This window comes from Acinetobacter venetianus RAG-1 = CIP 110063, from assembly GCF_000368585.1.
Lineage (GTDB): Bacteria > Pseudomonadota > Gammaproteobacteria > Pseudomonadales > Moraxellaceae > Acinetobacter > Acinetobacter venetianus.
The window spans coordinates 576,667-599,745 of the sequence record NZ_KB849558.1; the positions used below are offsets into that span (position 1 = coordinate 576,667).

The 23,079-nt window shown below is 37.3% G+C and carries 17 protein-coding genes, 1 tRNA gene and 2 pseudogenes; 14 read left to right on the forward strand and 6 right to left on the reverse strand.

Annotated features, from left to right (window positions below):
- Positions 1 to 39: 39 nt before the first annotated feature.
- From F959_RS08325 to F959_RS08375, 12 genes and pseudogenes are all read left to right on the forward strand, one after another.
- Positions 40 to 1,935: a defense against restriction DarA-related protein gene (locus tag F959_RS08325; RefSeq protein WP_004879074.1), complete on the forward strand. Its 1,896-nt coding sequence runs from the start codon at positions 40 to 42 to the stop codon at positions 1,933 to 1,935.
- 13 nt (positions 1,936 to 1,948) lie between these two features.
- Positions 1,949 to 2,266, forward strand: a complete 318-nt coding sequence (locus F959_RS08330; protein WP_004879075.1) for a hypothetical protein — start codon at positions 1,949 to 1,951, stop codon at positions 2,264 to 2,266.
- Positions 2,267 to 2,296: 30 nt separating this feature from the next.
- Positions 2,297 to 5,146 carry an LPD3 domain-containing protein gene (locus F959_RS08335; RefSeq protein WP_004879077.1) on the forward strand — a complete coding sequence of 950 codons (2,850 nt, stop codon included), beginning with the start codon at positions 2,297 to 2,299 and terminating at the stop codon, positions 5,144 to 5,146.
- A 78-nt stretch (positions 5,147 to 5,224) separates the two neighbouring features.
- Positions 5,225 to 8,926, forward strand: a complete 3,702-nt coding sequence (locus F959_RS08340; RefSeq protein ID WP_004879078.1) for a DEAD/DEAH box helicase family protein — start codon at positions 5,225 to 5,227, stop codon at positions 8,924 to 8,926.
- A gap of 41 nt (positions 8,927 to 8,967) precedes the next feature.
- Positions 8,968 to 9,273 carry a hypothetical protein gene (locus F959_RS08345; protein ID WP_004879080.1) on the forward strand — a complete coding sequence of 102 codons (306 nt, stop codon included), beginning with the start codon at positions 8,968 to 8,970 and terminating at the stop codon, positions 9,271 to 9,273.
- Between the two features lie 224 nt (positions 9,274 to 9,497).
- Positions 9,498 to 10,340, forward strand: coding sequence for a hypothetical protein (locus tag F959_RS08350; protein WP_004879082.1), 843 nt, complete (start codon positions 9,498 to 9,500; stop codon positions 10,338 to 10,340).
- A gap of 12 nt (positions 10,341 to 10,352) precedes the next feature.
- Entirely contained in the window at positions 10,353 to 11,054 is a 702-nt protein-coding gene (locus tag F959_RS08355) for a hypothetical protein (RefSeq protein ID WP_004879085.1), read from the forward strand.
- 31 nt (positions 11,055 to 11,085) lie between these two features.
- Positions 11,086 to 11,262 (forward strand): hypothetical protein, encoded by a 177-nt coding sequence (locus tag F959_RS16745; protein ID WP_004879086.1) that lies wholly within the window; start codon positions 11,086 to 11,088, stop codon positions 11,260 to 11,262.
- A pseudogene (locus F959_RS16975) lies at positions 11,259 to 11,519 on the forward strand (hypothetical protein); the annotation flags it as partial. The gene F959_RS16745 and the pseudogene F959_RS16975, both read left to right, overlap by 4 nt.
- A gap of 1,396 nt (positions 11,520 to 12,915) precedes the next feature.
- Positions 12,916 to 13,200 (forward strand): phage holin family protein, encoded by a 285-nt coding sequence (locus tag F959_RS08365; RefSeq protein ID WP_004879090.1) that lies wholly within the window; start codon positions 12,916 to 12,918, stop codon positions 13,198 to 13,200.
- Positions 13,184 to 13,714 (forward strand): glycoside hydrolase family protein, encoded by a 531-nt coding sequence (locus F959_RS08370; RefSeq protein ID WP_004879091.1) that lies wholly within the window; start codon positions 13,184 to 13,186, stop codon positions 13,712 to 13,714. Before F959_RS08365 ends, F959_RS08370 begins: the two co-directional genes overlap by 17 nt.
- Positions 13,714 to 14,223, forward strand: a complete 510-nt coding sequence (locus F959_RS08375) for a hypothetical protein (RefSeq protein ID WP_004879093.1) — start codon at positions 13,714 to 13,716, stop codon at positions 14,221 to 14,223. Before F959_RS08370 ends, F959_RS08375 begins: the two co-directional genes overlap by 1 nt.
- 416 nt (positions 14,224 to 14,639) lie before the next feature.
- Here the strand turns inward: F959_RS08375 and F959_RS08380 are convergent, their stop codons facing one another.
- Both F959_RS08380 and F959_RS08385 read right to left on the reverse strand, forming a co-directional pair.
- On the reverse strand, positions 14,640 to 14,873 hold the full coding sequence (locus F959_RS08380; protein ID WP_004879096.1) for a hypothetical protein: 234 nt from the start codon (positions 14,871 to 14,873) through the stop codon (positions 14,640 to 14,642).
- Positions 14,874 to 14,914: 41 nt separating this feature from the next.
- Positions 14,915 to 16,303: an integrase arm-type DNA-binding domain-containing protein gene (locus F959_RS08385; RefSeq protein WP_004879100.1), complete on the reverse strand. Its 1,389-nt coding sequence runs from the start codon at positions 16,301 to 16,303 to the stop codon at positions 14,915 to 14,917.
- A 157-nt stretch (positions 16,304 to 16,460) separates the two neighbouring features.
- On the opposite strand from F959_RS08385, the gene F959_RS08390 reads away from it, so the two are divergent.
- A tRNA-Ile gene (locus F959_RS08390) sits at positions 16,461 to 16,537 on the forward strand.
- Positions 16,538 to 16,661: 124 nt separating this feature from the next.
- Here the strand turns inward: F959_RS08390 and F959_RS17005 are convergent.
- Positions 16,662 to 17,142 (reverse strand): annotated as a pseudogene (locus tag F959_RS17005) (type I restriction enzyme endonuclease domain-containing protein); the annotation flags it as partial.
- Positions 17,143 to 17,248: 106 nt separating this feature from the next.
- On the opposite strand from F959_RS17005, the gene F959_RS08395 reads away from it, so the two are divergent.
- Positions 17,249 to 17,596 carry a hypothetical protein gene (locus F959_RS08395; RefSeq protein ID WP_004879104.1) on the forward strand — a complete coding sequence of 116 codons (348 nt, stop codon included), beginning with the start codon at positions 17,249 to 17,251 and terminating at the stop codon, positions 17,594 to 17,596.
- A gap of 216 nt (positions 17,597 to 17,812) precedes the next feature.
- Here F959_RS08395 and F959_RS08400 read toward each other — a convergent pair whose 3' ends face one another.
- From F959_RS08400 to F959_RS08410, 3 genes are all read right to left on the reverse strand, one after another.
- The gene (locus F959_RS08400; protein WP_004879106.1) at positions 17,813 to 18,745 is read right to left on the reverse strand and encodes an IS5 family transposase; all 933 of its coding nucleotides are present in this window, start codon (positions 18,743 to 18,745) and stop codon (positions 17,813 to 17,815) included.
- 122 nt (positions 18,746 to 18,867) lie between these two features.
- Positions 18,868 to 19,971 (reverse strand): FAD-dependent monooxygenase, encoded by a 1,104-nt coding sequence (locus F959_RS08405; RefSeq protein ID WP_004879107.1) that lies wholly within the window; start codon positions 19,969 to 19,971, stop codon positions 18,868 to 18,870.
- Positions 19,972 to 22,998: a LodA/GoxA family CTQ-dependent oxidase gene (locus F959_RS08410; protein WP_004879109.1), complete on the reverse strand. Its 3,027-nt coding sequence runs from the start codon at positions 22,996 to 22,998 to the stop codon at positions 19,972 to 19,974.
- Positions 22,999 to 23,079: the final 81 nt, after the last annotated feature.

Sequence of the window (23,079 nt, forward strand, 5' to 3'; positions counted from 1 at the left end):
AAATTGCCTCAATCAGAAAAATATTGAGGCATTTTTTCAATGCGAAATATCGACATATTTATTTCACAACATGACCCACATACAAGTCGTTTGGTACAAGGGTTTGATTCTGTAAATAGTGGGTCAAATTCGATTGGGATTGTCAAAGGGCAATATCGACAACTTAATGCAATCGTTACAGAATCGGCAACAGATGATGACCAATGGCGTATCGTTAACCTGAAAGGATCAATCAATAACATTGCAGCCTTTGATTCAATTGCCGTTTTGGGTGCAGTTGATAATGATCATGCAAGTACATTAGCTCAATTGCAATTTGGGCGAATGTTTGATGCCGTTGAAGATGATGTGATTGAAACTAATACGAGTGGATTAATGCGCCATTTAGCAACACAGCAATTTCATAAAAATAATCAATTGATTCAACGTACACATCTCTTAGCATTACAAGATATACCGTGCTCAACAATACCAGGTTGGGATGGTATTGAACTCCTAACTCATGAAGGAAAAACTGCTAATTTACTTTTGGATATGCAGCTTCATGATGACCAGTCGGGATTGCTATCAAGCTTTGATGGATTGCCGTTTTTGCTTGAATCAATTGATGCCGAATATGCAGACTTTGACTCAATCATCGTGGAATATCAGTATCTCGATAAATTGATGAACATGCTGCATAAGGCGATGCAGACAGCCTCAAAAGGCGGGGTAAAAGTCTTAAAAGTGGACCAAAGCGACAAGCCTTTCCGCCACAAAAAAGTACTAAATGTTGCCGTTTCATATGATTTTGAAGATGGGCAAACAATCACAATTCTGTTTCATCATCCTGATCGTGATGCTAAGCGTATCGCGCCACATGACACCTTGTTGTCTTGGAAAATCTTGATGAATAACCGAGATGTAACTGGTGTGGTTCAACCGAATCAAGGAGAGGGTATTGCTTTACCAGTGCTTGCAGGGCGTGTTGCTAAACTGATTAACCAGAACAGTGCACGGTTTAAACGCACACAAGCAAAAAAGGCAGAAAGTGCGAAAGCTCTAGCTGATGCTGAACAGCGTATTATTGAAAAGCAGAATCAAAAATCTGTTTTAGCTACGGAAATTCAGGAACTTCTAAATCAAATAGATGGCTTTAGTGCTCAAAATAATACGCCAAACACTGATAATTCAACTAGCAATGATGAAACGGAAACATCTAATAAAAAGGTTGTAACAAAGACCGAAGCACGTCAAATCTATGATGCTTTAGCAATTCGTCATCGTTGGTTAACAGGTGGAACCACCGAAGAATTCTACAAACAAAATTATCCAAGTGGTATTGCAGAAGCACTTACAGATGCAAAAAATCTGCTTGAACGTCCATTTGGTAAAGTAGCCACTGCAAATGGTTTAAAAGAATCTCTTCAGCGAATGGTTGTTGCTGTAGAAAATACAATTGAGCGCTGGAATAAAGGTCCTAGTGAAGATTCAACAAAGAATAAAACCTATCCACCAATCGAAGATTTGGGTAATGGATATTATAAAGCCTTCAAAAACGATAAAAAAATTGATGATTGGACTGCACATATTAATACATATGGCGAATGGCAGGTTTCAGCAAATAATGCTTCATCTCGTGCTTGGAGCAATGGATTTGGGGCACCACGATTCTTCAAGACAATTGATGACATGATTGCTAAATATCCAGCTTTTTCGGCTTTACCTGCATTGTTACCAACAGAAGATAATGCTCATTCAAATAGCCATAATGATGATGCAGACTATCTGAATAAAGTCATCAAGGGTGAAGTTGATTTTTCTAAAGCTAGTGAAGTTGAAGGCAAACTAGAATCAATTGGTGGCCGCTTAACTGATGAAACTAATGATCTATTTGAACAGGCTGTTTCAGCTTATTCAATGTATCAAGTAAATCAAGCTGCAACTGTTAGTTAAGGATTAGAAATACATGAATGCCTTGGAAAAATTAAAGCTCACGAAAGAACTTCGTACTTTGCTTGAACAAATCCCGAATCTTAAGGGGATGGATAAACTACAAAGCACTAAACGGCTACGTGAGTTGATTGAGTTGCTTGGTGGCAAATCAAATGAATCCGTGAATAAACTGTTTAAATCAATTATCGATGGTGATGTCAAAGTTTCTATTGAACTACTTAAACAAGTTCGTAGTGAAGCTGAAAAGAACTTAAATGATCCTTTATTGTTGGAAGCGGTGAATGTTCTTATTACTCAAGTGAATGACTTGGTTGGAACTGAACAAGCCTAGCTAGTCTTGATACTCTCAAAATAGTCCTAAATGGGCTATTTTTTTGTGCGTGAAATGAGCAAGATCGATAATATTTCTAAAGATGTTGATGTTTTGGCTGCTATTGATTCAATGGTTACAGCATTAGGCAATCAAGTCATTGTTGATTGGGATGGTGAACAGGCGAGTAAAATATATCAGGAATATTTAGATAATCTTGATCAATATGATGGTAAATCAATTACAGCTTCAAAGGCTTATTTTAATGAACATTTAAATGGAAAGTTGATTAAAACTAAAATTGGTTTAGTTCGTATTAACTCTAAATCTCGCGGAAAAATTCATGACCGTATGCGAGATGCAAAGTATCTTGCAATACCTTACATTCCAGAAGTTTTGATGACGGGTGATGTTAGTGATTTAGTGCCGCTAAATAAAGATCGTGATGATAGTGCGGTAGGTTACTATGTATTTAATAAATTGAAGGAATTTGAAAATTACAGTCTGAATATTACATTAAAAGTGGCTTTGGATTCTGATGGGAATTTATTGTATTACTTAGCAGCAGCAAAAGAAAAAACCAACTTACGGACTGTCTCACAGGTCATTAACCCCACAGGCTCTAAAGTTGGCTTTGATTCTATTGAATCATATGATGATGATGAAATCAATCTGTATGTACAAGTTTTAGACAAAGACGGTAATGCACTAACCGAAGAACAAGCTGAAGCACTACTTTGGAGGGAAAACCAAAAGGTTGAGCCTAAGTTCGTAAAAGGCAGGGTCAACAACGTAAAAACAGCAAAAGGGACAAAGGTATCAACTGTATTTGCTGTGTTAGAAGCGGATCAAGTGATTGCCTCACATACCGCTACAGGTGCTGAAAATCCTAATTATCCTCAAGAATTACAGCCTCGAGATCGTAGTCGAGAATCATCACAGACTTGGGTACAAAAAACGTCAAATACATTAGATCCTGAAAGCTTGGGTCGATCAGGACGTGCGGATACTGGTGCGCCAATCGTTGGTGATGATCTGGTGGTTGAGTCAGGGAATGGACGTACAATGGCAATTCAGCTCTCCTATGAACGTGGGAATGCAGATGAATACAAAGAATGGTTGATTGAGGAAGCTGAATATTTTGGCTTTAGTGCTGATCAAATAAATCAATTCAAAAAGCCCATCCTTGTGCGTATTCGTACCTCAGAAGTTGATCGTGTCCAATTTACAGTAGAAGCCAATCAAGATGATAAGTTGTCATTTAGTGCTACAGAACGAGCAAAAACAGATGCAAAACGTTTAGATGATAACCTACTGTCTTTGTTTACGCCTGGTGAAGATGGTGACTTAATCACAGCAAGCAATCAGAAGTTTATTCAAGGATTCCTCAAATCCTTGGGAGAGACAGAAGCAGCGCAATATATTGCTACTGATGGGAAGCCAACACAGGCATTGGTCACACGAATGAAAGCTGCAATATTTAGCAAAGCTTATAATGATGACCGACTGCTTGAAATGATGGCAGATCAAACGAAGCCAGATTTGCAAAATATGCTAAATGCATTGGGAGCGGCAGCTCCAAAATTTATTGAGGCCCAAGCGGTCAGTCGTGGTGATGTTCAAGATGTATCAAGTTCTATCGTTGATGGTATCGAACAAGCCCTTGATAAGCGCGTAACAAACGCAATTATTGATGCAGCAAATACGATCTTAGCTGCAAAGCAAAATGATCAAGATATTATTGAGTTTGTAAAGCAGCAGGGCTTATTTGGTGATCTTGGTGAAGGTGTACCTGAATTGGCGGTATTCCTGTCTAAAAATAGTCGTAGTGCCAAAAAGATGAGTTTACTTTTTAAGGCGATGGCAGAGTTTGCTGAAAAGGATGCTTTGGATAGTAAGAATATGGGGCTATTTGGTGAGCCTGAAACAGTAAGCATTAAAGATGCAATCAATTACGCTGTAAATGTGATTGAAGAAAATTATGGAGAAAATGCCAATCTAAGTATGTTTGATTCTGCTGAATCATACACGTTGTACGATAAAAAGGCGCATGAAGCAGCTACATCACCTCATAATAATTTAGATTTCCCTAGTAACGAGCAAAAGCAATCTGGTGAATATACAAAAGGCCTCTTTTCTATTGGCGATTTAAAAATTGCGATAGAGAATCCAGCAGGTTCAACACGTTCAGGTATTGATGATAATGGTCAAGAATGGTCAAGCACATTGCAACATCACTATGGCTATATTGAGAATACATTAGGCGCAGATGGTGATGAAATTGATGTGTTTATTAAGAATCACCTGGATCATATCCCAAAGTATGCATATGTTATCAATCAATTAAATTTGAATGGTACTTTTGATGAACATAAGGTTGTAATTGGGGCTGAAACTGAAGAAGAAGCAAAAGTAATCTACATGTCTAATTATTCGGAGGGGTGGCAAGGTTTCGGTAGTATTTCAAAGCTATCTATGAAAGATTTGAATACTAAGATACAACACACTTGGTCTGAATTTGATTCATGGGCAATGGATGGAGTTTATGAGCATATTCCAGTTGATAAAATTAGTATCGAAAATGCCCCCAAAATTCATGAAAGTAAAATTAGCAAAGAGGACCCTGTTGTAGTTATCGAAAAACATGGGAATTACTTTCTTATCGCAGGAAAAGAACGTATCACTTATGCAAAACAAAGAAGCGAAAAACTCATTCCAGCGATCATTTTTGATGATAAGGATGTGAAACCGTCTATCATCCAAAAAGCAATTTTCAAGGCTGGTTCTAAAGTTGATCCAGTAGCTTTAGCTGCTCTGATTGTTGATGAATTAGAAAAAAATTTAATGAAAGGTTTTGATGATATTTCAATTGCACATTTAGATGTGCTCTATCAATCTTGATTATTGGAACGCTTTAAAAATCATACACTTTACAACCTTTAACATGATGAAGTTAAAAAATCCCATGTTGAGGGTTGTATGTCCATATTTGAAAATAACTTTGCTTTAAAACCTGAAAATGTTCTTAGTTCATTAGATCAGTTAATTAAGACACTGAGTAGCATTAATGAAATTAATACTTATTTCAAGAAGGTACTTTCTGGAGAAATTGAACTTGATTTGAACGAAACTAGAAAAATCATCGGATATGCAGAAAAAGATAGTGAGAACCAGTTTTTAAATCAAATTTCTGAGTATGTTTTTAACGATTCAGTTCAAAAATTAGATTCAAATTTACAATCCTTTCTAGTTAAACAGATTCCAACAAATCCACTGGATAAATTAAAAAAATCACTAGTTTTTTATATATGTGAACAAGAGCTTATCGAATACATCACCAAAAAAGGGAAAACTCTTCTTGTTATTTCACTAAATGGTGTACCTGTAAAAACAGCAAAGCAATTTGATCCTTATGCATTCATATTTAACCAATTAACCTTAATTCGAGCGAAGCATATCCTCGATTTACCAGATTCAATTCTTTCAGAAGATCAGAAATTAATTAAAGAGGTTTTCTCTAATGTTACAGATACCGATTCAGACTTGGCACAACTTAGCGAACTTCGTCGCGGATCTGGAAGATCAGCAATTCCTCAGTCTGAATCAAATGGAGATGGAGCAACGCCTTCAACAACAGGAACAGCTTCTATTAAGCAAGGGCTATACCGAAACCGTAGTATTGGCCTATCAGAAAATAATGATGCAGGTTTACTTGGCACAGGAAATAGAGGAAATGAACCTTCAGATGGGAGAAGTCCAACCAATCTTACAGGGGATGACAGCAGCGGAAGCCGTGCGATTTTTAACTCAGGATCACCTACTAGAGACAAGCGAAATAAATCAATTATTCAATCTGCTAAGTCAGTTAGAGTTGAGTTAGAAGGTAAAGCAAAATTACAAGCTGAGGCAGAGGGAACACCTACAGAATGGGGAGATCCTGAAAATATTAGTGAAGCATTACCTTATCTTTTACCTGAACAATGTGATGATATTGTCAAAGCTGAAAAACGATTAATTCAAGATAATGCAAATGGTATTTTATTTACAAACGGCACAGGTACAGGCAAAACATTTACTGGATTAGGTTCGGTTAAAAGATTTTTAAATGCTGGCGCTAAAAACATTCTGATTATTACTTTAAGTGACAAAATTGCTCGTGATTTTATAAAGTCAGGCAAACCACTGAATATTGATATTCATCAATTGGCAAATACACAAGACAATGGTGGTGATGCAAATGTTGTAGTAACAACCTACGCGAATTTTGGTCAGAACAAATCTTTAGGAAAGAAAGATTGGGATCTTATTATTGTTGATGAGGCTCATACATTAATGCAAAGTGCAGATGGTGGCGTGACTTCAGCACTTGATAATTTAAGAGCATTAACAGGTCATCATTCAGGTTTCTACACTTGGTCGAAAATGCGTTTTCCTGAGCGAGATCCATATGCATTGCCAGAGGAAGAACGCACCGATGAAATGATTCAGGAATGGAACGCATTTCTCCATGATTATAAGGTTGAATGGGAAAAGAATTGGACTGAGCAATCTGGTAAACGTGCAAAAGTTGTATTTTTATCTGCTACTCCATTTGCTTATACAAAAACAGTTGATTGGGCAGAAGGATACCTATTTAATTTTACACCGCCAGAATCACAATTTAGCAATAATTCCTATGGCGGTTATAACACTGGTGGAGCGCGAGAACGATTCTATATGGCTAATTTTGGCTATAGGATGAGATATAACAAGTTGACACGGCCAGAAGGTGGGGTTGATGAAGGTGTTTTTGAACGTCAATTTGCTGAAGGCCTTAAATCATCTGGTGCAATGGCTGGTCGAGAACTTCAATTGAAGTTTGACTATGATCGGAAATTTGTCTTGATCAAATCCAATATCGGTCAAAAAATTGATGAAGGATTAGATTATCTTTGGGATTCTAAAGATGCCAATGGGAATAGCCGTTTCTCTGATTTAAGCAGTTTAGTTAATAAACGTTTTGACTATCTTTCTCGCCGTAGATTGCTTGAGGCAATAAAGGCTGAGGAAGGAATTCCATTTTTCAAAAAAAACTTAGCATTAGGGCGAAAAGTAATTATATTCCATGATTACAATGATGGTGGTGGGTTCAAGCCATTCGCATTTTCAGATGATCAGTTCAAGACAATTGATGGGAAATACAACGCAGTCGCAGCTGCACAATATCAAGAGTTTGCTAAAGAACGAGCTGATTTAGTTCGCTTAAATTGTAATTATAATTCTCCACTTGTTACATTGCGCCGTGCATTCCCCAATGCTTTATTATTCAATGGACGTGTTTCCAAGAAGGATCGACAAAAAAATGTCGATTTGTTTAACCAGGATAATAGTGGCTTTGATATTTTAATTGTGCAATCAGATGCAGGGTCGACAGGTATTTCTTTACATGACACTACCGGGTCTCATCAACGAGTAAACGTAAATATCGGTCAACCAATCAAACCAGCTAAGCTTCGCCAAACTGAAGGCCGCATTTATCGTGTAGGACAAGCATCAAATGCAATTCAGCGTTATTTTACAACTGGAACAAATTGGGAACGAACTGCTTTTGCAGAAACAATTGCGGGACGTGCAGAAACAGTAGATAACTTGGCTAAAGGTGAGGATGCTTTAGTAAGTATTAAGCAAGCACTTATCGAAGCTTATGAAGATGCTGAATACCATGAACCATCTCTTATGGATGGAATTGGTGGTAAAGCATATGATGAAGAAAATGCACGAATCGCACGACTATCTCCTTTCGATAAAGCGATGACTTATTATTATGCCAAAGGCAAGCGTTCCGAAAGTAGAAGCAACCGAGAGGGAAAAGAGTGGTATGCAACGCCTGAACCTTTAGGTTTAAAAATGCTTGAATGGGCGGGAGTACATAAAGGTGATGATGTTCTTGAACCAAGTGCTGGGGATGGTGCAATAGGTCGATTTGCTCCAAACGATGTTAATTTGACAATGATTGAACCAACTGAATCATTAGCGAGTCGTGCAAAAATGGCAAATACAGGTGCTAATGTCATTATTGATGGTTTTGAAGCTCATGGTACAAATAATAAGTATCATGCAATTGTGATGAATCCACCTTTCGGAAATGCTGGCGCTCTTGCAATCAAACATGTTCAAAAAGCGTTTCAACATCTTTACGATGGAGGGCGAATCGTGGCACTTATTCCTCGGGGCTCAATGGATGAAAAGCTTTCTAACTGGATTGCTAATGAAAAAGAAGCGTACCAAGTTGGAGAAATCTCATTGCCAATGAGTACATTTAGGAATGCAGGTACTGGAGTCAATACTCGTATCGTTATAATCGAAAGACATACAACGCCTGATGAAGCACCATCTTATCCAAATAATCTGAATTTCTCACATGCTGAAAGCCCTGAGCAACTTTTTGAGCTTATACGCGATGCGCAAATCAGACCTCGTAAACTAAGAATTGATGAGCAACTTGATCGATATGGTCTTTATATGAGAACAGAGCGAAGCAACTATGTTTTCAATGGCGATGGTTTGAATGTTGAGTATATTAAAAAGATTCTAACTAGTTATTGGTTTGCGCATGAAAATCAATATGGTGAAATTGTGATGTCTTACAATAAGTCAGCCGAGATCATTAAGAAAATTAAGGAAGTTGAAGCTTCTTTATGAGCTGATTATTCTAAGAAATGTAAGATTTTTAAGGTGAATTTATGAAAGATGCTCTATTACTTTTGCTTGGAAAATATAAGCTATTTTGCTTGATATTTACGGGTTTAATCATTTTTATATCTATTATTTATGCTTTTATTTTTACTTCAATTACTGTAAGTGATTTTGCAATTCTAATAGTTGCTTGGGCGTTTTTTGTTTCAAGTATATGGAATGTCAGTTATGTATATGCACCTAGTGTAAATAAAAATAGCAACATTTATGATGTGGTATCAAGGTGGGGGCTAATTATGATTTCATTGATAATATTAACTTATGGAGTTGTTAATATTTTCTTACATTCATAATAACAGTTTTAACTCGCTTCCTAAACCAATTAGTGATTGGTTCTTTGATTTGTTGTAGTAAAAGGTCTAAGAAAAGATTAGTTATATTAGTATCTACATATTATTGTTTAACTAAAGAGAATTAAAGAAGTTGAGGCTTCTTTACAATCTGCTTAATTGGAACTTGACCAAAATATACGTAAATTCATGATCAAAAATAGCCTTATTCATATAGGGCTTTTTTTATGTCGGATAAATTAGCAGGTGCTCAAGTAGCAAATGCAGAACAGACAATACAACCAGTGGATTATAGTGCTGATCCATTCTGGGGATATGTGTCAAAACATAAATTTGCTGAATTTAGTCTTTGTACGATGGAGCGTAATCCGGATACAAATGAGCCTTATTTTTCTTATGATACATCTCAGCCAACCATTCGCGCATTCCTAACCGATGGGGATATTAATTTTGAGAGTCAATGGCAAACTCCGTTTGAAAACTCTAATCCGGAATTAAAAATGCCAATGATGATGGCCGCTTTGCAAACAGGACAAGCCGTAGCTTCAGGTGGCGTAGTAGGAACAGCATTTGGCGGTTTACTTGGTGATACAGCAGCAGGTTTATTAACAAAGGCATTTAAGCCGATTGCTGAATTTGCTAAAAGTGTAGAAGGCAAAACAAATCTTAATAAAGTCAACACAACACAAGTATTTCTCTCTACGGCTTCAGTTCACTTAAATCTAAGTGTTTTTTTTATTGCATTAAAAGATGCTCGTGCAGAAGTAGAAAACAAATTAATGCATCTCCAATCATGGTCACTGCCAGCGCAATTATCACAAGGAACAGTTTTAACTGATCTAGTTGATCAAGGTGTGGATGGGCTATTTTCGGGCCTGATACCCCCTTATATCACGGTCACTACGCACGGTAAAACTTATATTCCTTTCATTCTTCAAAGTGTTTCAGCGCCAATTGTTGCCCCTATTGATAAAGAGGGCAATCGGCTGAGCCTAACCGTAAATTTAAGTTTGATAAGCCGAACAGCTTGGGATGCTCAAGATGTTCGTAATCTATATGCAGTCAAATAAAGGAAAGTAAATATGGCATTGATCTTTGATCCTATCCCGATTGCTGATAACAACTATCAGTTAAATGAAATAGCATTCAATGATGCCCTAAAAGTTGCAGCAATCGATCCTAAATTAAATGAGAAACGTATAACTGCTTTCTTATCTTTTGCTTTGAACAACTCACAGCTTCCATTAAGTATGACTGTTCAAGAACGTTATTTCTTGATGCTTAAATATGTTCAGAAACAAACTAATACTTTATTTTCAACCGCGACTGACTTATCAAACTGTTTCAAAGATCAAACTGAATTTCTGAATGAAATCCAAGAAGTTGGTATTACAGTACGTCAACTTAATGGCACAGAGGCAGAATATCTTGAGGCAAAATGTGTGAATGCGGCTGAATGGATAGCTTGTCTTTTGGCATTTCAAATTAAATATGATGGTCATGAACATTTAGGTGCTTTGCCAGATCGGAATGCTATTAATCAGGTTTTTTCGCAGCAATTCACACACCGTTTGAATTATTTGAAAGCACTACCACAAAGTGAATTTAATCTCATTTACCTTGATTTCCAAAAGTTAAGTAGCCAGCTGTACACACATGTTGAACTTGGAATTAACAACGAAGGATTCGTAGTAGAAAGAGGTGCAGATGACGCGCCTTTACGATTTCGCGCCTCTACCTGTTTTATCGGAATCATCAAAGAGTTGGACAAGTCATTTACTTAGTACCATCCAATCTCTCTCTAGTCACTGCAAAATGTCATTTTACGAAACCATGAAGTTACCCATTAGTTTTGAAGCGGATTATTACGCCTCAGATGCTTGGGAAGATCGAAAAAAAGAGATTGAAAGTGAAGCGCAGCAGCAAAGTTTACTTATAAAACTTGGCAATGAAGTAATTAAAAGTATCAATAATTTAGGCGGTAGAAGATGAACACAACAAAGATTTTAGGCCAGGCGGTTGGCATTCAAAGCAAAGGAGTAGTTGATAAAACTGAAATTCAAACGAGAGAGAGACTTACTTCAGCGATGATTGTCGGTCGTTTCATGCGCGGGCGAACTGATAAGCCTATGACCATTCACCAAGGGAATATACGTGGCCAGCTCGGTTATGAACCAAATAATTTAGATTACATCGCTGTTCAGGATTGTTTGGATACTGGCTTGCCAAGTATTCAAGTTTTGCGTATCGGAATTCAAGGTGCTGGAGGAAGTCAAATTAGCTGTACTGGTGCGACTTCAATATTGAATCTTTTAACATCACAACCAGCAGATTCTTTAGAGTATGAGTATTGGAGGTTTGAAGTATCAGATGCAACTACTGGTCAAGTTTATTCAATTGTTAATAATTTAAATAGGCTTGAAACTGAGAATTTAGGCCAATCGCTTGAAAGATTAAAATCTGGTAACTGTCCTCTTTCATTTAGCGAAAGTCCTTCACCTGATTTTTTCACTGTTATTCAAAATACATCTGATCAAGATTTAAGGCTTAAAGTGGTTTTTAAAAAACTTATTTCAGATGGTGAGCCTGATGTGATTGACCTATCTATTATGGGTGGTTCCACCCCAACATATAGTTGGGAAAAACAAGTTGGTGGGGAAGATTATGAGTTTGTAGTTTGCTTATCACCTTACACGCCTGTTTTGATTTCTTGTGAAGGTGCTAATGCTGGAATTAACTTTGAAAACATATCTGGAACGTGGGACTTTTATATAGATGATTTTGATGATCCTATACTCACTGGTACAGCAGGTTCTTTTGTATCTTTAATAGCAACAGATTATCCATATATTCAAAGTGATTATGATGGATTCTTCTTCGTATTAAACATCGACAATCAACCTCATAGATTTAAGATGGAGCCTGTTAGTGGTGCAAGTTATTTAAATGCAACACGTAATCCAACATTCATCGAGCATGAGGATGGTTCGCTTACATTCTGTTTAGCGCCTTTCCCTGACAGATTATTTGAATATGCTGAAATAGATATTGAAAACTCTAAAATAAAATTCTCATTTTCTGGTTCAAATATAGGAACAATAGATATAACAGACCCAAGTGGTACTGTGACGCAATATACGCCAATAGCTAATCAGATTTTAGTTTTGGATTATGTTGAAGGTTTCTATACTTTCCACTCTGATGGAGGGTTTAAAGGATTTAATTCAGATGGAAGTACTTACAATATTGGTGATATTCACTACAGGGCTTCTACTTATGACGGAGTAATGTACGAACCAGTTATTAATAGCGTTACAAGAGGCGCAAATAATATTGTCACAATTACAGGTACAGCTACAACTTCAACTGTTGTGGGACTTATATCAGATATAAGTAACGATGACCCTATCGCTTATGAAAAAGTTTTAGATGGTGAGACTGATTTTACTTTTGTATTAGAATTACCGCCTAATTTTAGTGGTTATATCCGTTGTCTATTAGGTAATCAAGGTTCACCTGGTGCAACATTCACAATTTAAAGTTTTAAATCAAGCCACCCAAAGGTGGCTTTTTTATTGGAACTCAAAAAAATTGATGACTTTTAGTAAAGCAGAATAAGTCTAAAGAAAACTTGGATAATTCAAAATGTCAGATCATACCGAGACTATAGTTGAGACGACAAATGCTTTAACTGCGGGAGCTGCCAAAACGACTGTATTAGGTGGTGGTACAGCAGCAGCTGCAAAATTTTTTGGTTTTGACCCGATTACATTTATTGGTTTAGTCATAGGTGTAGGGGGGCTAGTCGTAAGTATTTTAAGTTTCTTAATCAATTGGTATTACAAACGAAAAGAAGATATCCGCGCTTCAGAAATCCATGAATTAGAAAAACTCAAATTGATGGGGGATTGTAATGCAGAACAAGACTAAGCTTTGTGTTGGTGCGATTGGTGGCATTCTAGCTGTTAGTATCGGCGGTGTTCAATGGACCCAAGAGCGCGAAGGTACTGTTCTAAAGCCTTATTACGATTCTGGTCGAGTAGCGACGGTTGGTACAGGTACAACAGTTTACCCAAATGGGCAGAAAGTAAAAATTACAGATCCACCAATCACTAAAAAACAGGCTACAGAATTCCTTCAGTATCACATGAAAGGTGATTCCACTGTTCTAAATCAATCTTTAAAAGGCGTGAAGCTATCACAAGATGAATATGACGTTTACGCTGACTTTGTTTACCAGTATGGGCGCAACACATGGCTGAGATCATCGATGCTTCGCAATTTAAAACAAGCCAAGTATGTTCAAGCATGTAACTCACTTCTTTTATACAAGTACATTACTAAACACGGCAAAAAAGTAGATTGTTCAATTGCTACTAACAAGTGCTCAGGTGTTTGGAAATGGCAAGTAAAGCGTAATAAAAAATGCTTGGAGGCTCAATAATGTTACAAATATTTTTAGCCAAATTTTATGAAGCCATCATTTGTATTTTGATGGCTCTATTCTTGATAGCTTCGATTGGTTTAGGTATCCAGACATGGCGTTTATCAAGCATACAAAGTGACTATGAATTACTTGCTGCAAAGTATCAAACCGATCTAGCAAAGTCTGAAGCACTTACCGAAAAAGCAAAAGCAGATGCTATTAAAGTTGAAAAAGTGTGGTCTGAAAAAATATTAACTGCTGAGATTAATCACAATGAACAAATCCAAAAAATACTTGCTGATAGTAATGATGCTAAGTCCTCTATTGATCGCTTGTCAAAGCAAATCAATACAGCCTCAAGTCGTATGTCCACAGCTACCAAAGAAACCGTTATTGAGTACGCCAATGCCAGCGGTGACGTACTCGAAAAGTGCGTCAATGAATATCGAACAATGGCGCAACGAGCTGATGAACACGCAGCTGATGCAAAACGATTAAGTGATGCTTGGCCCATAGGTGACTTATGAGAAAAAATCATCATTGTAAGCCAAGCCTAATAAGTAGAATTATCCGTAAAATGTGTAAAGTCCTCTGAGGAGGGCCTTAGTTTCTCATCTCAAATAAAAGCCAAGCATCACAACAAACATACCAGGAAGCATACATAAAAAGCCCATCGCATGACTTTCTTGGTAGTTTCTGATGTGTTTATGAAATATATATGGACCAAAGATCATTCCAGAGAAAGCTAGAATGAATCCAATAATTATCAAAAATGCAGACATATTTTTATCCGTTTACATGCTTTCTTATCAAAATTAGTTTTTTATAGTCGATAAACCATTCTACTTAAATGTTTTTCCTCATGTTAATCCTTTGGGGGCTCATAACCCCTTGGCTCTGAAATTTATGTAAAAGCCCTCTTATGAGGGCTTTTTCTATTCATCTACTCTAGTTCTATTTGGTGATCATCTTTAGTCACTTTGATTTTTAGTTTTCTAAATTTACGTTTATTGGGATCTAGTGCTGAATTAGCTACCTCTTTGGAAAATGTTGAATCTTTCATTAAAGCCCCATAGGCTTTATACCCCAAAATAATTCTGTCTGGTTGTCGTCCATTTCTAGAAACATAATGATCAATCATTAGGTTCAATTCATTTAAAAGACTTGTATCACTCATAGTTCTGATGCATCACTTTTAAGAATTTTAGAAAGAATAATTTAATTAAGCCGAGTTTTCAATTGATCAACTTTTGAGAGTGCTTTTAAGGCATCATCAATATCGACTGGATTTTCAACAACAGATTTTTCCAAGTAATCATGATGCCTTGTTATTTTCTTAAAAGTTCTATTTTTTATCTTAGAAATGATCTCATCATCCAAAAGTAAATCTTCAATCATATTCATCGCAATTTGAAGATCCTCAAATGATACTTGTACATAACCTTCCGTTACATCAGAGGATTCCTCTGTAGCATGGTTAACAAGCTTTTTGATTGTATATGAGCCAATGTTTAAGCTATTTGCAACACTTGAAAATGTACGTCTTAAATCATGGTAGGTAAAACTAATACCAGTGATTTCAGCAATTTTTAGCCTAGCTTTGCTTCTATTAGTAACATGGCCGACTCCTTGGCGAGCTTGGAATACATATTTACCTCCACCAGAGCGTTCAAATCGCTTTTGCATTATGTGGAGTAAAGTCTTGCCCATAGGTAAGGTGAGAGGTTCGCCATTCTTTGGATCTACTGAAGTTATTGAGCCATATTTTAAGTCGACATGTGACCACTCAATTGTTTCAGCTTCTTCACGACGGAAACCAGTCAGCAGTACAGTTAATAAAAAATCTTGATTTGTATAAGCATTATGGTTCTTGTATTGCTGTCCGACCCATTCAGTCGAGATAACTGCATCTAACCAATCTTTCATTTGATTGTTTCTAATATATCCTTTTCTACGTTTAATTTTATTCCAAGACTTTTTAGCCTTTAACGTATTTACCGGGTTAGATACATCAATTATGTTTTTATCATTGGCATCAAGATAATGTTCAACAGAAAAGTTGAAAACAGCTCGAAAGAAACGCATAGCTAAATTTGCACGAGCTTTAGATCGTTTTGAAAGCTCAGCATGTTTTTCTTGAACCATTTTACGAGAAATATCTATTAATTTTATGTCTCGCCAATCAATTAAATAGTCTTTAACGCATTGCTCATAATCATCTAATGTATTTTTACTTAATTCACGCTCAGTTTTGTAGGCAGTGTAGGCATCTAAGAGGGTAGGTTGCTGGTCTGCTTTTGCATAATCAGCAAACATTTCTTTGCGCTCTTGCTGCTTTTGTTTATTAGGGTTGATTCCTTGTGACATTAATCCTAATAAATGGCTGGCTTTGTCGCGGGCTTGGGTAGGTGTAATTTCGCCATGTTTACCGACAGTCACACGTACAGAAGATTTACCTACACGACGTTCTACAACATACACTTTGATATTTGTGACACGTAATGCAAAGCCGATAAGCTCCGAATCCCTATAGATAACTTGCTTATCAGGGGATAAGGGCAAAGAATCAACAAATGTTTTTGTTAGCTTTGTTCTTTCAGATGTCATGGTGTATGATCACGTCTGTTTGCAATAACTCGCAATAACATACAATATTTTTAGATGCCTACATAGTGCCTACATAAAATGATATTGCAAAGCAAAAAAATATTATGTAGAATCGGTATCAAGTTAAAGCATTGTATTAATTGTAATTAACTTTATAGGGCCTATAGCTCAGTTGGTTAGAGCAGCGGACTCATAATCCGTTGGTCCCGTGTTCAAGTCACGGTGGGCCCACCATATATCGAACCCTCTAAATCATGAGTTTAGAGGGTTTTTCAATGGAAAAAATAAGAAAAACAGTTTAGACCAACGGTCTATTTGATGGTCCATCAGTTCAAAAATCCGATGGTCTAATTTATGGTCAAACCTCTTCTAAATTCGACATTTCCGCAAGTTCATTTGCTAATTGCTCAGCCTGTTCTATAACCGTTTCAGTCGCTAATAATGCCATATCAGGTGGGTATCCTATTTTTTTAGCAACCGTTTCACAATTACTCTTAGCTTTGCCCGTGCTGCTTCTTTAATTGTCCAATCCAACGTGACATTTTGGCGAATGGATTCAGTAAGTACCACTGCAAATTCTCTGAGGATATCTTTTTACCTGAGTCCTCTTGCATTATCATTTTCAGCGACAGCAGAGTAAAAGGCATACTCGTATTCAGTTAGATTGCTTTCAGCAGCAAGCTTGTCAGACTCCAAAATGGTCTTTACAAGCTTGATGAGTTCATCAATCACTTCAGCAGCAGTAAATATTTTATTCTAATTTTAATGGCAGTACTTAGCATATCCACGAGCTTCTTGCTTTGGGTTACGCTAGGTTGACCTCTTATTTTGATTTCATCAGTTTATTGATTTTAAATTATCAAATTTTTGTTCATAGTTGAATTATAATGGCTATTAATTAGTTTAAAATTGATTAGAAAAACAAACAGTTCGGATCTGTAATTAATGAATAGACTTTATATTATTTTAGGTGTTGTAGTCCTTTTAATGATCGTGATTGTTTGGAAAACGAATTCTGAACGGATAGCACGAGAACAAGAATATCAACAAAAAGCTGTACAACATATGCAAAAAATGGCTGAACTCGAAACTGAACGCCGAGCGAAACTAGCTCAGGAAGCTATCGATAGAGAAAGAAAAGAGCGACAACGTATAGATGAAAATGCTAAGGCTAAACTTGAATCAGAAAAATACATGCAATATGAATGGCAAGCTGAAGAAGATGGTTATTCAGAAAATCAGCATTTAATTGAACAGGAATCTTTAAGATATTTCTATGATCCTGATTATTAATGTTTAGAAATAGCTGATTTAGCCTTAATTAGGTAAGAACCATTTCGGTATGGTTTTAAGAAGTTTTAGAATTTTTTCAGAATCTATGCTCTAAAATAAGTTTAGATTAATGAAATAATTGTTTTAAGTTTGATTGTCGTTTAACAAGAATTTGATAGCGAAAGGACTTTGTTGCACAAACCTTATAAAGGCTGATTTCACCAAGTCCTACCAAATTCAAGGCACAACTTGGGTGTGAGGTCTGCCTAATTCCGTAAATTTATTTAATACTGCCACACGTGCATGAATCTCATTCACTTGGCTTTGAAAGTTCCTAGCATTGAGTTTATCGCCCAATAATTTGATGCAATGCATCTTAGTTTCAACCAAACTGCGCCGATGATAGCCAGACCACTTTTTCCAAAGCGTTCTTCCTAGACCTTTGACTGTTTTCAATAGTTCATTTCTTTCTAAAGATCCCAATTTCTTATCTTTCCATGGCCTTGCATTTTTTCTTGGAGGAATTACGGCATGTGCATGACGATCTGAAATCACTTGTCTGCACAATTTCGTGTCATAGGCTCCATCGGTATAGACAGAGTCAATGAGTTCATCAGATGGGATTTGATTTAGCAGATCACCCAAGACTTGTGAATCACTGACATTATTTGTTGTGAGCTGCACGGCTCGTATTTGCAAGGTTTTAGCATCTATACCAATATGTAGTTTACGCCATTGCCGACGATATTCAGGCTGATGTTTCTTGCGTTTCCATTCGCCTTCGCCTAAAAACTTTAAGCCAGTTGAGTCTACCAATAGATGTAGTCCCTCATGACTTTTTTGATAGCTTATCGCAATATCAATATGCTTTTGTCGTCTACAGAGGGTGGAGTAATCTGGTGCTGTCCAATTTAATCCACTGAGTTGAATAATGCTTTGCACAAAACCTGTGACCATACGCAAAGAAAGTCGAAAGATAGATTTGATCATCAAACAGCACTGAATTGCTGTATCAGAATAGGTTTGATTTCTTCCATGTTTAGCTTGTGGTTGAGCATACCATTGAGTCAGGGGATCGAACCAAATTGAAATATTTCCTCGCTTGATTAAAGCTTGGTTATACGAGGACCAATTGGTTGTACGGTAGATTTTAGGGACAGGCTTCTTCATCTGGAAATTATATTGCTAAAGAAACCTTCAAGAATAGCTTTGAGCAACAAAGCCTAGCGAAAGTAGGCTCTAAGGCTCAAAATACAACTGAAAAGATTGTTGCATGAGCCTTATATCATTCATCATTGATAATACTGATGTACTTTCCAAAAAGCACTATCTAACCATCGTTGTTCCTCTTTATATAATGAATATCTTCGGTGTTCATATACTTTAATAATCTTTTGGAATTCTTTTAAATAATTGCTTTCTAGCGTTATTTTTTGCTCAGCAGATAAAATATGTTCAGAAGCTTTTATTGCAGTATAAATTGCATTGAATAGGCCTTGTCCTGCGATTGGATCAAAAGCCAATAACGCATCACCACAAGCAACCCAACCTTCACCAGAGTTTTCGGGCGACCAAGTTGTGCGAACATCATGAGCGTAAATATCAGCGCTTAACCCTAATTGACCTAGAAGATCAGTAATACCACTTTTTTTATTAATTATGTCATCCCAATGCGATGCATGATTCCTTAGATTAAATGCAAATTTAGGAAGAGTATGAAAACCTAACACCCATTTTTCCTCAGAGATTTTTCCTGCATATAACCATCCACTTTCATTGGATGAAATTATTGTTTTATTCAGTGATATGTTTTTCTCAGGTACACAGGTACGATAAAGGGCTACTAAAGGAGCTCCTCGATACCGTTGAACACCTAGTAATTTAAGAATCTTAGCGCTGCGGCCTGTCGCATCGATAATCCATTTTGAAGTAATAAGCATTTTACCGTCTAAGGTAATTTTCCATAGACCATTCTGTTTGGTTAAATTTGTGATATTCGCGTTCAGATGTGTAATGTTTTTCAGTTGAATATATTGTTTTAAGAGCGTATCAAATCGTTGACGATCAATTCGAAGACCTAAGCCATAAGGATCATGAATAGCATCTGTTATAGATGCTTGTTCAGTTCCCCAAAAAGCCATATTTCCTGTGACTTTTGGGGGGAAAGAATTATTGTCATTTGAAGTATTTAGCAGTGTTTCAACCAGCTCTTTAAGACCTAACTTCAGAAGTAGTCGAATTGCTGCCCCAGCTAAGGTTTCTCCAAATTTATGCATTTGATGATTTGGGCTACCAATTATAATTACTGATAGCCCAGCTAAAGCGAGCTGCCTTGCTGCAATCATACCAGAAGGGCCGTTACCAGCTACGCACACATCACAATCATAATTGAGCATTTAACGTTTCTGAACTCTTACTGCTCTAAACGCGAGTAGTTGTTCATGACTAGCCCAACCTGCTTTATCGAGATTTGTCAGTGGTTTAGTGCTACTTTCGAGTAAATGTGTTGCATATTCAGCAGCAGCTTTTAATTTTCCTGCTATTAACGTTTCAACATATAGATATTCGGGAATATCTGGATCATCTTTAATGCCTTCACGAACCTCAACAATACCAAGTTCATTGAAGTGTGCAACCATACGCATCATAACGTCTGCCGTATTTGCATCTTGAATGGCTCTTAACCAACTACGTCGTTGATTAAAGGCTGCAATCCGTTCTTCTCTAGGCAAATCTAGATTAATAACCTTTTGATAATCTTGTTCTGTTAACACTTGATTGGGAACACGGGCAGCCCAGAATGTAGGTAGATAAGGATCAAAGTCAGGATCGTAGCCCGAACGGCAGAATGCTGTATCTCCTTGCCAAGGAATTGCCATCCAACGAGTGATACTTCCTGGTATTTGAGCATAAAGTGGCCCATCTACTTGTTGAACTTTGATAGGTGTCATCGTAGCACCATAATCTGGTTCAGGATCAGAATCTGAACGTCGTCTGATTCTAAAAGGTGAACTATACATACTGGCGTGACGCATAGGCCATGTCATTTCACATCCAGGATGGAAAGTGTCAGCTAAACAATAATGCAATGCTGCTTTATCGAGCGTATGTGGTTGGTCTTTTAGTGGAACTTGGTCAAAAGAGCTGAAGCCTTTTAGCTCTTGATCTGACCAATCATCAATGAAGTTCCCTTCAACCCAATGATGTAGTAAGCCTTCTTGTAGCCCAGTCATGGTCAACATATTACCTGTACCATTTTCTGGAAAACTACCAAAAGCATCACCATAAATCCAAGGCCAAATATGTGGCCATTGAACTGGCTCTGCTACAACTGGTCTTGATGGTCTGAAGTTATGAAAGATTGCTCGGCGAAGTTCGCTATAAGGGTCTGCTTGATTTAGATCTTTGGGTTTGTATGACAACTTGGCGAGTAACTGCGGATTGCTAAAATCCATAGGGCAGCCTTTACCAAAATAAGCTGCAAAACCTTTATTCACCCATTGAAGCCCACCCAAACGATTTAATAATGGCAAAATATCATCGGTAAATGATGGTTTTTCTGGCATTGTCATCCAGCCAGCATTTACGTATACATCGCACATCAAGTCATACATCGTACGCCAACTGATGACATCAGGTGCATAATTGGGTGGTGCGACAACAACCCAAGCAGATTCAACTGGGATACTTACACCATTGATTTTTACGGTCGCATCAACAGTACCATCTGAGGTGTCATCGTACCAATCATTTGCATTATTAAAGCTTGGCGGATTATCTGGATCGAATACTGGTGCATTGGTTGGTGATGCAGACTTTCCATGTCCACCTAAAAATAGTAGTCTCCCATTTTCATCAGTTTGTATTTCACCTAAGGGCACAGTAACAGGCTGATCAGATGCAGCTTGAAATGTTCCTGTATCAAAGCGATGCTCAGCACCACCTGAAATATTTCGACCACAAATACTTCTTGGACCTGGATCAATTGCTAATTTAATTCGATTTTCTGCTTTGACTTTAGGGTTGCGTAAAGCAAATGCATTGTCTGGTGCATTGACAGCCTCAGGTATATCTAGCGCATATTGAAACTCATACCATTGAGATTTGCGGTTGGCAACATGCACGGTCCAAACGATGTCTGCATTATCTGGGGTCAGTTCACGGACAACTTCACCAGCTGCATTGTATCCATAGAGTCGAAAACGAGCCGCTTGTCTTTTAATAGCGCCCGTTGAGTCTCGGTAAAAATTTGGTTGCTGATTAAGATCAGCAGGGGCATCAACTATTTCAGGCCCAATGAAAAACTCATTTTCACTATCGCCTACTCGAGCGATACCAATCGCTGGATGTATTGCTGCACGGACAATATGAGTATCGACACAGGCAGCAGGTGAAATAAGTGGACGAGGGGAGTTTGGTTCACCTAAAGGTATTCCATTTACATTACGTCTTAATTCAGCAGAAGCTGCATAAACCACACGCCTAGCATCGGCAATAGAACCAACAGGTTCATGATCGGCTGTTACGCGCCATATGTTCATGGCAAGATTTTCACCATACTCAGCTTGACCGCGAGCTTCTATATCTTGAATAGGGATAACAATATCAGCGACATGAATAGGTGGGCTCAAATCTTCTGACCAGACAACAGTTGCTTGATCTAATGGCATTTGGTCTGGATCAGTTCTTAATTGAATCATAAAGCGGAATCGCGCTTCTGATTTTTTTAACCGAGCAACTAAATCCGCACCTAAATAAGAAGGGTCATTGGGAGAGTGATTTGGTGGATCAAGATAAAAGTTGGGTTCTAATTTATATTTAACGAACTGGCTCTCACCAAATTTAAAAGGTAAGCCACTCCAATATGCCGAAGATAAAACACTGGCAACTGGTTTTGCCATTGCATCAAGTAATTCAGAGGTTTTTGGATGATCTTTTAAGTAGGGATCATAGTTGCCATCAACAACGCCAGCCTTCGTGAATTCACACATGTCTTTAGCCGTATCGACGAAGAATGCATCGAAGTTCTGCATGAGGAAGTCAAAAGTACCTGCATCGGGATTTCCTAGTAGCTTTTTACCATCAACTTCAAATAGTTTGATGCCTATTCCTAAAGTAGATTTGAAATCAGTACTGGTAGGCGTAGTATCTGATGAGAATCGAATCCATGTTGGATAGCGTTTACCTAAATGAGCAAATAATCCAATACGTAAGTTTTCTGGTAAATCTTCTCGAATAATAAATTCAGCAGCAGCTATGCCATGCGGTTTTAAAAAAACAGGTCGCATAGCAGGGCACTGACCTTTGCCGATTCTCCCCGCTTGTACCATATCGACAAACATTGTTTTTAGCGATTCGATGGGATCTGTACTGCAATCAACACAACTTGTATCTGTGGGTGAATCTGAATTCATATGATCCATTTTTTTGTCCTTATTATTTTAAAGTTTTTTAATTTTTTACAACGGATATAAAACTATAGAAAATAAAATGTCTGGTCAATA